The sequence below is a fragment of the Pseudobutyrivibrio ruminis genome (assembly GCF_015057245.1).
Lineage (GTDB): Bacteria > Bacillota > Clostridia > Lachnospirales > Lachnospiraceae > Pseudobutyrivibrio > Pseudobutyrivibrio ruminis_E.
In genome coordinates this window covers 18,163-33,070 of record NZ_SVET01000012.1, presented here as the reverse complement: position 1 = coordinate 33,070, position 14,908 = coordinate 18,163, and the positions used below count along the sequence as shown (strand labels likewise).

12 protein-coding genes are annotated in these 14,908 nt (G+C 39.6%); 4 read left to right on the top strand and 8 right to left on the bottom strand.

Annotated elements, in window-relative coordinates; all coding sequences use genetic code 11:
- Window positions 1–72 precede the first annotated feature (72 nt).
- The 6 genes from E7274_RS10450 to E7274_RS10425 all read right to left on the bottom strand — a co-directional run bounded on the left by E7274_RS10450 (window position 73) and on the right by E7274_RS10425 (window position 8,778).
- The gene (locus E7274_RS10450; RefSeq protein WP_304175786.1) at window positions 73–4,053 is read right to left on the bottom strand and encodes a starch-binding protein; all 3,981 of its coding nucleotides are present in this window, start codon (window positions 4,051–4,053) and stop codon (window positions 73–75) included.
- Window positions 4,054–4,278: 225 nt separating this feature from the next.
- Window positions 4,279–5,601, bottom strand: coding sequence for an aspartate kinase (locus E7274_RS10445; protein WP_033153416.1), 1,323 nt, complete (start codon window positions 5,599–5,601; stop codon window positions 4,279–4,281).
- Between the two features lie 94 nt (window positions 5,602–5,695).
- Entirely contained in the window at window positions 5,696–6,496 is an 801-nt protein-coding gene (locus E7274_RS10440; protein WP_033153413.1) for an ABC transporter ATP-binding protein, read from the bottom strand.
- Complete coding sequence (locus E7274_RS10435) at window positions 6,496–7,440, bottom strand: ABC transporter permease (protein ID WP_304175784.1); 945 nt, start codon at window positions 7,438–7,440, stop codon at window positions 6,496–6,498. Before E7274_RS10435 ends, E7274_RS10440 begins: the two co-directional genes overlap by 1 nt.
- Window positions 7,440–8,501 carry an ABC transporter substrate-binding protein gene (locus E7274_RS10430; RefSeq protein ID WP_304175782.1) on the bottom strand — a complete coding sequence of 354 codons (1,062 nt, stop codon included), beginning with the start codon at window positions 8,499–8,501 and terminating at the stop codon, window positions 7,440–7,442. The genes E7274_RS10435 and E7274_RS10430 overlap by 1 nt, the downstream gene beginning before the upstream one ends.
- A gap of 139 nt (window positions 8,502–8,640) precedes the next feature.
- Window positions 8,641–8,778, bottom strand: a complete 138-nt coding sequence (locus E7274_RS10425; RefSeq protein WP_167541216.1) for a hypothetical protein — start codon at window positions 8,776–8,778, stop codon at window positions 8,641–8,643.
- A gap of 246 nt (window positions 8,779–9,024) precedes the next feature.
- Between E7274_RS10425 and E7274_RS10420 the strand changes: the two genes are divergently transcribed.
- Window positions 9,025–10,905 (top strand): OPT family oligopeptide transporter, encoded by a 1,881-nt coding sequence (locus E7274_RS10420; RefSeq protein ID WP_304175780.1) that lies wholly within the window; start codon window positions 9,025–9,027, stop codon window positions 10,903–10,905.
- A complete protein-coding gene (locus E7274_RS10415) occupies window positions 10,895–11,239 on the top strand; it encodes a PqqD family protein (RefSeq protein ID WP_304175778.1) in 345 nt (114 codons plus the stop codon). Before E7274_RS10420 ends, E7274_RS10415 begins: the two co-directional genes overlap by 11 nt.
- 37 nt (window positions 11,240–11,276) lie before the next feature.
- Here the strand turns inward: E7274_RS10415 and E7274_RS10410 are convergent, their stop codons facing one another.
- The gene (locus E7274_RS10410; RefSeq protein ID WP_304175777.1) at window positions 11,277–12,992 is read right to left on the bottom strand and encodes a methyl-accepting chemotaxis protein; all 1,716 of its coding nucleotides are present in this window, start codon (window positions 12,990–12,992) and stop codon (window positions 11,277–11,279) included.
- Between the two features lie 230 nt (window positions 12,993–13,222).
- On the opposite strand from E7274_RS10410, the gene E7274_RS10405 reads away from it, so the two are divergent.
- Together E7274_RS10405 and E7274_RS10400 are read left to right on the top strand one after the other, a co-directional pair.
- Window positions 13,223–13,621 (top strand): Fur family transcriptional regulator, encoded by a 399-nt coding sequence (locus E7274_RS10405; protein WP_304175775.1) that lies wholly within the window; start codon window positions 13,223–13,225, stop codon window positions 13,619–13,621.
- Between the two features lie 18 nt (window positions 13,622–13,639).
- Complete coding sequence (locus E7274_RS10400; RefSeq protein WP_033153398.1) at window positions 13,640–14,227, top strand: NADH peroxidase; 588 nt, start codon at window positions 13,640–13,642, stop codon at window positions 14,225–14,227.
- A 157-nt stretch (window positions 14,228–14,384) separates the two neighbouring features.
- Here E7274_RS10400 and E7274_RS10395 read toward each other — a convergent pair whose 3' ends face one another.
- The gene (locus tag E7274_RS10395; RefSeq protein WP_304175773.1) at window positions 14,385–14,747 is read right to left on the bottom strand and encodes a hypothetical protein; all 363 of its coding nucleotides are present in this window, start codon (window positions 14,745–14,747) and stop codon (window positions 14,385–14,387) included.
- Between the last annotated feature and the right edge of the window lie 161 nt (window positions 14,748–14,908).

Genomic DNA, 14,908 nt, shown 5'->3' with positions numbered 1-14,908 from the left:
AACTGTAGGTAGTATACCATATGTAGCCTTTTGAGGAAACAAAAAATTCACCCATCTTTACACTATTATGTATTATTTTTTCTTAGTTAAGAATCTTGCCAATCCTCCCTGAGATATCACAAAAGCTCCTCCACCGGCAAATGCTATCATCACTACTATTAGTACTATAACAAGTGCAGTATTTCCGCTTTCTGTTTCAGTAGCTGCTGCTGGTGTTTCTGCATCCTGAATGCTCTGAGAATCTGTGTTGCTATCAGCTTCCTCTGTAGTTGCAGTTAAAGCTGTAGTATTAGAATCATCTGAGGTTGTATCCTTTGATGATTCCTTAGTAGCATTTGATGCAGTCTTTGTAACTGTAGTCTTCTCATTAGGAGTTTCTGACTCAGTGTCTGCTGTAGCTGTATTGTCTGTAGTAGTTGTAGCATCTGTAGCAGCTGTTTCATCTGTGCTTGTAGAAGCACTTACACTTGTTGATGAGCTTGATGTACTTGTACTTGTTGATGAAGTTGCGCTACTTGATGTACTTGTGCTTGCCTGGCTTGAGCTTGATGATGAACTTGTCTGGCCTGCGCTTGTAGAGCTCTCATTATTAGAAGTGTTATTCTCTTCCTTATTGTCATCTGTGGCCTCTGTTGTCTTTCCAAGCTCTTCATCTGTTGGACGATTAGTTGTTACTAAAGTCTCCGCGTCGTCAATCTGCTGATGAGTTCCTTTATCGTTAATAATTAGCTTTAATGTGCAGCCTGTATCACCTACCACATACACATTATTACTTGCTATAGTTAACCCCTCATCTTCTGCTTCATCCTCTTGAGTATCAGCATCCTCTTCTACTGCTTCTTCCTCTTGAGCATCAGCATCCTCTTCTACTTCTTCATCAAATTCTTCATCACTACTCTCTTCTGGCAACTCTTCTTCAATATCTTCGTTGTCTTCATCTACCTCTGTTGGTTCTTCCTCTTCTACATCTTCTTCATCTTCAGACAACTCTTCGCTCTCCCCGCGCATATTCCAGTATTCCTCTGGAATATCCACATAATGCCAACCTTTTCCGATATGAGTCATCTTGGTTCCTGGCCACTCTCCTAAAGGTAAGCCTCCACTATTTCCATCAGCCTGTTTCAGCCATGCATACATAAATACATCGCTATCCCAATCTGCACCCAGCTGATAGTACACACGAACCATGCCATCAGCTACTTCTGTCTCTTCCTCTACATCTTTGTATGTTACATCATTATCATCATCGTCATCTTCTTCTGTGGTTTTTCCAACTAGCTCCATAACCTCATCTTTAGAAGAAAATGCATCAGTGCTTCTAGATACAAAGTAAAGCTTTGTCTTGTCTGTCATTACATTGTCGTCTAACTGTGTTCCATTACCATTATTGAAGATTAAGTGTAAATCAGTTTTTTCAATTGCTTCTGTTAATACATTTGCAGCGTACCAATTATCGCCAATAAATGTCATCTGGGTACCTGGCCAATCGCCAATGCAATTGTTGTAATTGCCTCCCCAAGCATATACATATACATCATCCCACTGATTTTCATCGTAGAAATATACTAGAGTGTATCCATCCTCTTCTTCAACTTCTTCAGCTTCTCGCTCTGATGCTGCTTTTGCGGCTGCTTCAGCTTCTTCCTTTGAGCCATAGGCATTGCTGCCCCAGAAGTAAACATTTTTAATACTTGTAACCTTTAAATCACCAGTCTGACTACCTTTTCCCATGTCATTGAAAATGATATTGAAGTCATCACCTGGTGCCGCGTTGATGGTCATCTTCCACCAATCATCGCCATCATAGGTTGCCTCCTGGCCTGGCCAATCCCCAAGGCTTACTGCACCCCATGTATAAACTCCAACTGTCTCCCAGCCCTTTGTGTTATAGAAGTAAACAGTAGTCTTATCCGGATAAATTCCAGTAGCATCCATAGCCTCATCCTTTGAACTGTAAAGACCTACTGTAAGATTTCCATTGCTGCTACCACCATCTAAAGCGATATATGTCTTATCGGAAATCTTTATATCTACAGTCTGTGCGCCAGAGCCGTTATTAAATATGATAGAGAAATCATCGTCGCTCATAAGCTTGACATCAGCTCTCCACCAATAGTCTCCCTCATTTTTAGCTGTAGCTCCTGGCCATCCTCCAAAAATCTGTGCACCACCATCCAGCCAAGCATAGGCTTTAACTGTTGACCATTCCTCTGTGTTATAGAAATACACTGATGTGGTTACAACGCCAATTGCCTTTTCTGCCTCAGCCTTTGTCATGTAGCAAGTGCTGTTTTCTCCAGTCAAATATTTTCCTGAAGTACTTGTAATTGAAAACTTATCTGATTTGCTTGTTCCATCTGTAAATACTACTTCGAATTCTTCTGATGGAATGGTAACTTTCCACCAACCATCACCAGTGCTATCACAATCATAAGTATTATCATCAACAATGGCACTAACAGAAGACCACTGTTTTGAGTTAAAGAAGAACAGCGTGGAATACTCCCCATCAGTTGCTTCATCAAGAACAACAACTGACTTTGCTGCTATTTTTCCAGAAATAACTCCATCCTGCACTGTAAAGATGCTATCTTCACCTTCAACAGAATTAATGTATGTGCCATCTGCAAGATTTGTCTCTGATTCTAGGTCAAATGTTTCATCAGAACCGTTGATTATAACAGCTCCCTTTGTACCTCTCTCAACCATGAGAACAGAATTATTTCCATTTGGATTTCTAAGGTATTCATCCTCGCCTGCCATGGCAGTTCTAAACTTATTAACTGCAACAACCTGAGGATCTTTATATAAATCTGAACCTGCTGCGCCTAGAACATTATCTCCCCAAGGATTTTCAGCAGAGCTGTTATTTGGTCGGCTGAAAAACAGTGGTGTTCCAGCTTCTCTTGAAGCAATTATAGCCCAACCAAGGATTACCTCAGTGTCATCAACTGTGTTATAAGATTTGTCATTTATGTAGTTGTCATGTGATTCAACCCAAGTAACAAGCTTGTCGGAATCAGCTGTATAGGTTGTTCCTGTAGTTGTATCATCGCTAATGCCATAGCTTTCTAGTTTGCTTGCAGAAAGTGAACCTGATGAAACAGCACTTCTGATTTTCGCACCGTAGTTGCTGGCTGTAGTTCCTCCAAGCATATCCTGATATGCTGCAAGTCTGTCTGTATCACCCTGAAGAACTTCTCCATATACAAACAAATCTTCATAGTCCACTGTATCTAAATCATCAATATATGACTTCATATTTGGATAGAAATCATTTCTATCTTCCTGACCTGCATAAGCTTCTGGAACTCCATCATCTGGAAGTGCAATATGCTTTGCAGTATCAATTCTGAATCCATCAGCACCGCAATCAATACAATCTGCTAAGAACTGATAGAAATATGCCTGGAAAGCGTCACTTTCTGTATCAACATCTGGCAAACCACCCATTGGGTCATAAACAACTGACACTCTATCACTGTAATCAATATTTCTTGATACATCTGAGCCATTGATGTGATAAAGATTAGTTACATCATCGTAGCTTGCACCTACAGCATCAAGGAATTTTTGACTGATTTGATTGAATAATGGTGTTGTATGATTTGGATCAATATCAACTATTACAGCGATTCCATATTCATCGGCGGTTTCGCACATAGCCTTAAACTCATCCCTTGTGCCAAGCTGGTAGTTTCCAATAACCCAATCAGTAGGCTGATAATGGTAATACCACTTACCAGAATCACTATACAAAGTAAGACCTGGCTCTGTAGACAGGCAATCATTAATAGGTGATGTTTGGACAGCTGTATATCCTGCAGCTGCAATATCTGCCATATTCTCCTTGATAGTATTAAAATTCCAACAAAATGCGTGAAGAATAGCTCCGTCGTGAACCGACTCTCTGCTGACCTTTGATGCGGCCTGAACTGTGTTTAGGCCATTTTCTGATAGCATTGCTAGATTTGCACCAGGTAATCCTAGTAACATAGCAAAAGCAATGCAGACTGTGACAATTCGTTTTGTCACCTTCCCCATTCTTTTCATGAATAGAACCTCCCTTTCCATTACATGCTTTGAATCCTTAGTCGGCCTAATAACTAAAGCTCCAAAATTGAAACATTATTAAGTTGTTGCGCAATTGGTTGCGCATCTTGATTATTGGGGATTTTTTCAATCCCCAATAACAAGAATATAAGACAATTTAATTGTTTAGTCAATAATGAAAATAGAGTTTTTTGATATTAATAAGAATTTGTAAAATATGTCAGATTATAACTTTGTAGTTACAAAAATATCGTAGATAGCTTTAACTGCTGCTTCAAAATCTGCATTTTCCACACCAATTATGATATTAAGCTCGGAAGAGCCCTGATCAATCATACGTACATTTACATGGGCATGGCTAAGTGCTGCAAAGATTCTGCCGGCAGTACCACGAGTGTTTTTCATACCACGGCCTACAACTGCAATAAGTGCAAGATCTGACTCGATTTCGATAGAGTCTGGTGAACAGTTTCTGTGGATAGCTGAAACTACAGCCTGCTCCTTATTGATGAACTCATCCTCGTGAACAACTACAGTCATAGTATCGATACCTGAAGGCATATGCTCGATACAAATTCCATTGTCCTCAAACGCCTGAAGAGCCTTTCTACAGAAACCTACCTCAGAGTTCATAAGTGACTTAGTAATAAGAACTGTACAGAAGCCCTTCTTACCAGCAATACCTGTGATGACATATTCATTGCGCTGTCCAGTGCTTTCTACAATCCATGTACCTTCATCATCTGGCTTGTTAGTGTTCTTGATATTGATAGGAATACCTGCTGAGCGAACTGGGAAGATAGCATCTTCATGAAGCACTGAAGCGCCCATATAAGAAAGCTCGCGAAGCTCTCTGTAGGTGATTGTCTGCATAGCAACTGGATTCTTTACGATACGTGGGTCGCAAATCAAGAAACCTGAAACATCAGTCCAGTTCTCATATACATCAACTTTTGCAGCACCTGCGACGATTGAGCCAGTAACATCAGAACCACCGCGTGAGAAAGTCTTAACTTTGCCATCTTTACCGCATCCGTAGAAGCCTGGAATAACAGCATGTGGATGTTCCTCAAGGGCCTTTGACATTGTCTTTTCTGTTTTATATGCGTTAAGCTGTCCTTCTTCGTTGAAGAAAATAACATCCTTTGCATCGATGAAATCATAGCCTAAATATTCTGCCATAATCTTGCCGTTAAGGAACTCTCCACGGCTTGCTAAATAGTCTAATGAAAGGTCTTCTTTAATATCAGCGGCAATCTTTTTAAAATCCTCATCAAGAGAAAAGCCTTTTAAGTCCAGACCTGTAATGATTTCATCGTATCTTGCCTTAATTGCTGCAAGGTTTTCTGTAACATCCTTGCCTGCTTTTGCTGCCTCATATGTGGCAATAAGCATATCTGTAACTTTAGTATCTTTGCTATTTCTCTTTCCTGGTGCAGATGGTACTACAAATACCCTGTTTTCGTCTGCGCGGATGATGTCCCCAACCTTCTTAAACTGACCTGCATCAGCTAATGAACTTCCGCCAAATTTAACTACCTTTTTCATTATTATTTCCTCTTCCTGTTTTATATAGATATAGCTCGGTTATAATATAATACTAAAACACTTTAGTGATTTAAAGTGGTAACTTGCATAAAAGTTATGAAAGTAAAACCCTATCATTGTCTAATTCTTCCCCAGCTCCAGTTTTGAACTTCTCCAAAAGGTCTGCAACTGTAAGCTTTGAACGTTCCTCTCCAGAGGTGTCAAAGACAATGTGTCCTGCATTCATCATCAGGGTACGATTTCCAACCTCAAGTGCCTGATGCATGTTGTGAGTAACCATCAGACAAGTTATTCCCTGTTCCTTAACAATAGATTTTGTAAGGTCCAAAACCTTTTCTGCTGTGGCTGGGTCAAGGGCTGCGGTGTGCTCATCTAATAGCAATAGCTTTGGAGTAACAAATGTAGCCATTAAAAGTGTAAGAGCTTGTCTTTGTCCACCTGAAAGCAAACCAACCGGCTGTTTCATTCTATCCTCTAGTCCCATTCCAAGCAAGGATAATTGTTCTCTAAAGCGCGATTTATCCTTTGCGCTAATTCTTGAGAACAGCTTTCCTGAAGAATGAGAAGCACGAAGATATGCCAAAGCCATGTTTTCTTCGATGGTCATATTTGGAGCAGTTCCCTTTAAAGGGTCCTGGAAAAGATGTCCAATGACTCTGCTTCGCATATATTCCTTTTTGAAAGTGATATCCTCATCGTCCAAATAGATATTGCCCTCATCAACAATAAATGTTCCTGCAATGGCATTAAACATTGTTGATTTTCCTGCTCCGTTTGAACCAACGATTGTAGCAAAATCTCCATCTTTCAGCTCTAAAGAAAGATTTGTGAGTGCAGCTTTTTCATTAACTGTACCAGGGTTGAAGGTTTTAGAGATATTATCAATTTTTAGCATTACTTTACCTCCCCCTTTACATTGCCTCTATAGTTTGCAAACTCTCTCTTTTTAAGGGCAACCTTTTTCCTTACATAAGGAGCCGCAATAGCGATAGCAACAATAAGTGCTGATACAAGCTTTAATGCCTCTGCTGGTACAGAAAGTCGGAGCGCTATTGCAACAATAAAACGATAAAGCACAGATCCTAAAATAGTACCTAAAATTCTACGAAGCATACTTCCCTTATTTCCTATCAAAGTCTGACCAATGATAAGCGATGCAAGGGCTATTGTAACCATTCCTGTTCCAATATTAATGTCTGCCGACTTTTGATACTGAGCAATCAATGCTCCTGAAAGACCAGTAAGTGAGTTTGCAAGACAAAGGCCTACAGTAATTGTAAATGTAGGATTAATAGATGAAGATTTGACCATATCTGCATTGTCACCTGTGGCACGAATCGACATACCTAAAGTGGTACCTAAAAACCACCATAAAATAGAGGATATCACTGCAACAATAAGGGCCACCAAAATGACCTTGTACCAGTCCCCAAGGAAGGTGCTACCAAGAGTATCCTTTCCTATGGAAAATAAAGTGTCGCATCCAAAAAGATTTGCTATAGAAGAAAATCCCATAACAGCAATATTTATTGTGTATAGCCCGGTATTGACAATGATACCAGCAAGAATTGATTCAACCCCAAGCTTTGTCTGCAAAAAGGCTGTAACAAAACCCGCCATTGCACCTGCCACCATGGCAGCAATTAGTGCAAGAAATGGATGCCCAGCTAAAGTGACCATGGCACCAACCGCACAGCCTAATGTGAAACATCCATCTGTTGTCAAATCTGCAATATTAAGTATTGTAAAAGAAATAAAAAGTGCCAAAGCAACTAGGGCGTATATACACCCTAGTTCTAAAGCACTTTGAAAAATCGACACTGTAAAAATACTAGACATTAATCAAATTCCTCCGCTGTCTGCACTTCAACTAATCCATCGCACATATCGCGAAGCTTATCATAATCTAGATTAAGGGCTGCTGCTGTTTCAGTGTTAACAGTAGCTGTTCCATTATCAAGAGTCTTAACTGGAAGTGTTGCTGGATCTTTACCCTCTACAAGGATTTCTGCAACCATGTTTGCAGTCTCCTGGCCAAGTGTCGCATAGTTTACACCATATCCAAGGTAAGCGCCATTAAGAGCGAATGAATCTGCACCACAATAGTGTGGGATACCAGCGTCGATAAACTTCTCGTAGATGCCAAGCTCTGCTGTCATAATAGTGTTGTCTGTTGGTGTAAATACAGCCTCTACTCCCTCTGCAACAAGTGCATCTGCAGCAAGCATAACCTCATCATTTGTGTTTCCTGTCTTTTCAATATATTCGATGCCAGCAGCCTCAAGGTACTTCTTTGCATCCTCGATTGGTCCTGCTGATGCATCCTGCCCCTTATCATAAAGTAAACCTACTTTATTCAAGTCTCTATTCTGTGCAAGCATTAAATCAAGTACTGCCTCTGTATTTAACGCATCAGATGTACCTGTAACATTTGCACCTGGTGCGTCATTGCTCTCTACAAGACCTGCTGCCTCAGGATCTGATACAGCTGCAAACACCACTGGAATCTGATTATCCTCTGTTGCCGCCTGACAAATCATTGCTGTAGGAGTAGCAATTGGTACAATGACATCAACCTCGTCATTAATGAGCTCAGTAACAATCTGGTTGATTGTGGTTGAATCTGCATTGCCATTATAATAGTAGTCTTCATACTCAAATGTACATCCGTTTTCCTTGGCAAGCAAATCAAGCTGTGACTCAAGGTTGGCTACAATCTGATTTAATGAAGCATCGTCTACATACTGAACGATACCGACTTTATAAACCTGCCCCTCAGCACTGGCTGCAGTTTCCTCTTCTTTGATAGTCTCATTATTATCTGAAGATGCACCACAACCAACTAGCATTGCAGTAGCCATGACCATACTTAACATCATAGATAAGACTTTCTTTTTCATATATCTCTTCTCCTTTACCCAAAACTTATCATGTGATTCATTCTATCATATTACTTTAGCAAGTTAAAGTGTAGAATTATAACAATCCCAAAACAAAAAAAGACCGATGGATAATTCCATCGGTCCAGGCATTTCGGATCTATTTTGTAGTAACGCTGACAACCTTTAAGGTGTTACGTGCAACGAATACTGTTTTAACTCCTTTTTGAAGTAAGTCCTCTGCTCTTCTGTACAAATCTTCAGGACTTGTGCAAGTAATGATTTCACCAATAGCCATTTTTCCATGCCTCCCCGTCTATAAATTTCTCGTCTATATAGCGAACTTCTATATATTATTCTCACAACTTCGTTTTGTCTATAGGCATTTTGTGAACAATTTATGAACTTTTTGCTCTAAAACGTTTAAGATAATAGGTTTACCGGTTGCACTTTAACACTTTATCACTTTAATACATCAATTTGCATCCACTTTAAAGTGAATATATAATGTAAAAACTGTTGTTATTAAAGGAGATAAAATATTATGAATCAGGAATTCAAACCTTACGTTCCTGCAGACAAAGTAACTCCAGAGATGACTCCTACTTCTATTATCATGGGTCTTCTTCTTGCTGTTATCTTCGGTGCAGCGAACGCTTACTTGGGACTTAGAGTTGGTATGACAGTTTCAGCTTCTATCCCAGCAGCTGTTATTTCTATGGCAGTTATCCGTGTTATCTTAAAGAAGGACTCAATCCTTGAAAGTAACATGGTTCAGACTATCGGGTCAGCCGGTGAGTCTCTTGCTGCAGGTGCAATCTTTACAATGCCTGCACTTTTTCTTTGGGCAAAGGAAGGCGTTATGGAAACACCTTCACTTGTTACAATTACTGTAATCGCTCTATTTGGTGGTTTACTTGGAGTATTCTTCATGGTTCCACTTCGTAGCGCACTTATCGTTCAGGAGCATGGTGTTCTCCCTTATCCAGAAGGAACTGCTTGTGCAGAGGTTCTTCTTGCAGGAGAAGAGGGTGGCTCATCTGCTAAGTCCGTTTTCATTGGTATGGGAATCGGTGCTGTTGTAAAGATCCTTGTTGACGGTTTTTATGCTATCCAGGGTGTTGTTACAATCAAGCTTGATGCTTTAAAGACAGAGCTTTCTGCAGAAGTTTATCCAGCTCTTGTTTCAGTTGGTTATATCTGCGGTCCTCGTATTTCAGCTTACATGTTCGCCGGTGGTGTAATCGGATGGTTCGTTCTCATCCCAGCTATTGTTACATTTGGTGGCGACATCGTTATGTATCCAGCTAGCGTTTCTGTTGCAGAGCTTTATGCTACTGGCGGCGCTTCAGCTATCTGGGCAAGCTACATTAAGTATATCGGTGCAGGTGCCGTTGCTTCTGCTGGTATCATCAGCCTTATCAAGACACTTCCACTTATCGTTAAGACATTTATGGATTCTATCAAGAGCATCAAGAATGCTGGTACTACTACAAACGAGAGAACTGCTCTTGATATGGACATCAGATTTGTACTTGGTGCTATCGTAGTACTTATCCTTGCTATCTGGCTTGTACCTGCTGTACCAGTTTCATTACTTGGTGCTATTATCATCGTAGTATTCGGTTTCTTCTTCAGTGCCGTTTCTTCACGTATGGTTGGTCTTGTAGGTAGCTCAAACAACCCTGTTTCAGGTATGACAATTGCTACTATCCTTATCGCTACAATCTGCTTAAAGGTTGCTGGTGATACAGGCGCTCACGGTATGCAGGGTGCTATCGCAATCGGTTCTATCATTTGTATCGCAGCTTGTATGGCTGGTGATACTTCACAGGATCTTAAGACAGGTTATATCCTTGGTGCTACACCTAAGAAGCAGCAGTACGGTGAAATCATGGGTACTATCGCAGCAGCTCTTGCAATCGGTGGTGTTATGATTCTTCTTAACTCTGCTTATGGCTTCGGTACAGATGCTCTTGCAGCTCCACAGGCTACAATGATGAAGATGATTATCGAAGGTGTTATGAATGGAAACCTTCCATGGGCACTTATCTTTATCGGTGCTTTCATCTCAATCGCTATTGAGATTCTTGGAATTGGTGCGCTTCCAGTTGCTATCGGTCTTTACCTTCCACTTGAGCTTTCAGCTACAATCATGCTCGGTGGTCTTGTAAGACTTTTCGCAGACAAGAAGTATGGTGCAGAGAAGGACGAGAGCGGAAAGGGTATCCTCTTCTGTTCAGGACTTATCGCTGGTGAAGGTATCGTAGGTGTATTACTTGCTATCTTCGCTGTAGTAGGCCTTCTCGACAAGATGAACCTTTCAAGCGTTATCCCATCAGGAAACGTTCAGGCATTCATCCTTTTAGTTCTTGTAGTTGCTGTAGTTTGGTATGCTGCTAATGGAAAGAAAAATGAGAAATAATAAATCAGACAACTTTTTAGATTATGTATTTGAAATTAAAGATGGACTTACCTGGGCCACAGATGAATCAGGCGAAGTTATAGTTGATATGGAAAACACAGGCATTACAAATCGTATTGCTCAAAAGTTTTTTCATAAGCCAGCTGTTTCCCACATTCATTTAGAAGGAATGGGTAGCTACATTTTCACTTGTATTGATGGCAAGAAATCCGTTTACGAAATCGGACAGCTTGTAAAAGAGAAATACGGTGAAGAAGCCGAGCCACTTTACGAGCGACTTAGCGTATACATGAACAATCTAAAAAACGTCGGTTATATTACACTTAAAGCATAAATAAATCCCGAATCCAAACGGATTCGGGATTATTTTTTTAATCTATTGAGAAGTAACTGATCTTTTCATATAATTGCTTAGCTAAATCCTTGAGGGACTCAGATGCATTTGTAATAACCTCAAATGTTTCATTAAGATTATCCATGGAATTCTTAGTTTCTGTAGAAGATGCAGCATTCTGTTCTGAAATAGCTGAAAGATTATCAATAATTTCCACAAGGTTTGCCTTTGCAGCATCAAGATTATCAATCCTAGAAGAAATCTCCTTAGCATTAATTGATACGCTTTCAACACCTTCCTGCATCTTTTCCATATTCTGTTTTGTCTCGTCAAGTTGGTCAGACTGTTGAGCCAGGTCTGTATTCATCCGCTCAATAGTAGCAATTGAATTCTGAGACTCAGTTGTAAGCTCACCAATAATTGCATTTATCTGCTCTGCAGTCTCTGCTGACTGAGATGCAAGCTTTCCAATTTCATCTGCAACTACCGCAAATCCCTTGCCTGACTCTCCGGCACGAGCAGCCTCTATAGAAGCATTAAGCGCCAACAAATTAGTTTGAGATGCAATATCAGTAATCAACTTAGAAGACTCTGCTATATTTTGTACAGATGCATTGGTGTTTCTAATCTGCTCATCAATTACCTTCATTGAATCCATAACATTTGAATTCTGCATAACCAAAACATCTAGAGCTTTCATAGAGCTAGAGCATGCATCCTTCATATCATCTGTATTTGTATTAAGTGTAGTTACATTCTCTGTGATTGTTTCAATATCGACACCGATTTCGCTAACATTCTCTGCTGAGCTTTGTACACTTTCAGCCTGACTAACAGCCCCTGTAGAAATATCATTGACTGCTGATGTTACCAAGTTAGATGCATTTGAAGCATCCTCCGCTGAATTAGCTAAATCATCTCCCGATGATGTAACTTCACCAGAAAGTCTTACGCTAGTACCAATAATATCAAGAAGCTTGTCCCGCAAATTACTAATGCTTTCTGCAATGGTTCCAAGCTCATCTCCTCGTTTAATAAGAACTTCAGGAACCTCCTCTGTAAGATTGCCTTCCTCTACCGCTATAATAGAATCAGCAATCATATTCATTGCCTTTGTGCCCTTCTTTGAGGATGTTATTCCTATAACTAATAAGGTGATGCACACAATTATATTTACCAAAACAACAACGCCAGATACTCTGTATATGGTTGCGTTAATAGATGAAGCATCACGACCTACAAACATCATACCTACTATTGTTCCATCGTCATTTGCTAATGGTGAATAGTAAACATAATAGTTAGTTCCTTGAATTGTAACATTAGGTTTATATAGTGCCTTGCCGCCCTTTACAACTGTATCCACCATTTCCTGAGAGGCTTGAGAATTTGTAAAGTACTCATCTGTGCCCTCTTTTTTAATAGTGGTTATTACTCTAGTGTCTCCATAAAATACGGTGTAATCAAGATTAGTCTGAGCTTTTAATTCCTCCATTGTAGCTAGATACTCTTCATAAACAGGCTCCTCGCCCTTCATGATAGTTGTACCATCCCAGCTCCAATCTCCGTCCCACATTTTTGTAAATTCGCTATCTGCAATTGTTACAGCTGTATGTAGTTCTTCTTCTGTCATATCCAAATATGTGGTGCGTATTTCTGTAATACCTATGATAGAAAGAAGAATACATCCAATGCCTGCCGCAATTATAGAAATTGCAACTACCCTACCAATTAGTTTACCTTTCCTATTCATGCTTATACCCCTCAATAATTATGATGTATATTTATACTCGTTTCGATTATCATAGCACCCAATTACGAAAAAACAGTGAAGCTACAATGGATTTTTTCAGACTAACTATGATCAGTTTTATAAAATAGTAATTATTACTAGTTTTATATTGACTTTTCACATTAACATGATATTATATAGATAATCATTATTGATTTTGCCAATCTGGTTTTAAAAGGCAGGTTCATTTTATGAATTATAGTAAACAAAGAGAATCCATAAAAGAATATTTAATGTCTACCAAGGAACACCCTACAGCAGATGTTATTTATCAGCATGTTAGGGAGGAAAATCCAAAAATCAGTCTTGGTACGGTTTATAGAAATCTCACTCTTCTTGTAGAATTAGGAGAGGTACGAAAGATTTCAACTGGCGATGGAACCGACCACTTTGATGCTGATACTTCAGCTCACAGCCACTACTTCTGTAGATGCTGCCACAGACTGATGGATGTAGATGTTACTCCTAGTGTAGAACAAATTCTTGCTGCATCTAGCGCTGGAATTGGCACAGTAGAACAAGCATCACTACTATTTACTGGTGTTTGCAAGGACTGTGTAATTAATAATGAAACAAATAACAATGGTTAATGTGAAAGGAGTCTAATTATGGCAAAATATGTTTGTTCTGTATGCGGTTATGTTTATGAAGGCGAGAATCCACCAGAGGAGTGCCCTATCTGTCACGCAAAGAGCGATAAGTTTAAGAAGGTAGAAGGCGAGCTTACACTTGCTGCTGAGCACGAATTTGGCGTATATGCATCTACAGTTAAGAATAACCCAGAGATTTCTGATGAAGATAAGAAATATATTTTCGAGCAGCTCAAGTCTAACTTTGAAGGCGAGTGCTCAGAAGTTGGTATGTACCTTTGCATGGCTCGTGTAGCTCACAGAGAAGGTTATCCTGAAATTGGTTTATATTGGGAAAAAGCTGCTTTTGAAGAAGCTGAGCATGCAGCTAAGTTTGCAGAATTGCTTGGTTCTGACTTAGAAGTTAATATGACAGATTCTACAAAGAAGAATCTTGCTTGGCGTGTAGATTGTGAATACGGTGCTACATCTGGTAAGTTCGATCTTGCAAAATGTGCAAAGAAAAACAACCTTGATGCAATCCACGATACAGTACACGAAATGGCTCGCGACGAAGCTCGTCACGGTAAGGCACTCGAAGGCTTACTCAAGCGCTACTTCGGATAGTGGCTAGCCACTAGCATATATAAAAAACAGCCTGTTACGGCTACAAGCCTACTGATTTCTCCGCTCGATGGAATATCTCGCTTGAGAAATAGTAGAGCTTGTTGCCTACAGGCTGTTTTAATTTACACTATGTGTGTCTTACCTACCACTCTTACGGTTATGAATAAAGACGACGTACGTTGCTTTCCACGATGTTTTCTGCTTTGATTTCGAAATCTCCATTTAAGAATGATTCGAGCTGTCCCTTAGAGTTGATTGTCTTGCCATTTACTAAGATGATAAATGGCTTCTGGCCATCTGCATTAAGAGTCATTCTGTAATCAACTCTATCTAATGCATACTCAATGCTCATCTCGTATGAATCGAAATAGCATCTTGTATTTCCTAATGTGTGATCAGATGTAATCCAGTACTCTTCTACTAAGTTAATCTCTGGCTCAATCTGAGTCATCTTTATGAATTTTTCATTACTCTCTTCGCGTAATAATTTGTACTCTTTATTAAGTGTTGTAAGTTCCATATTTCACCTCACTATAAAACCTAGTTAAAATATATCATCACCTAAACCTAGAGAACTTTATCATGATTATTGTTATATGTCAACAATTTTTTCACATAATTTTTGTTAATATAACCTATTTTCTAAAAAAGGTTATAAAATGCAACAAAAATGCCGAAAAA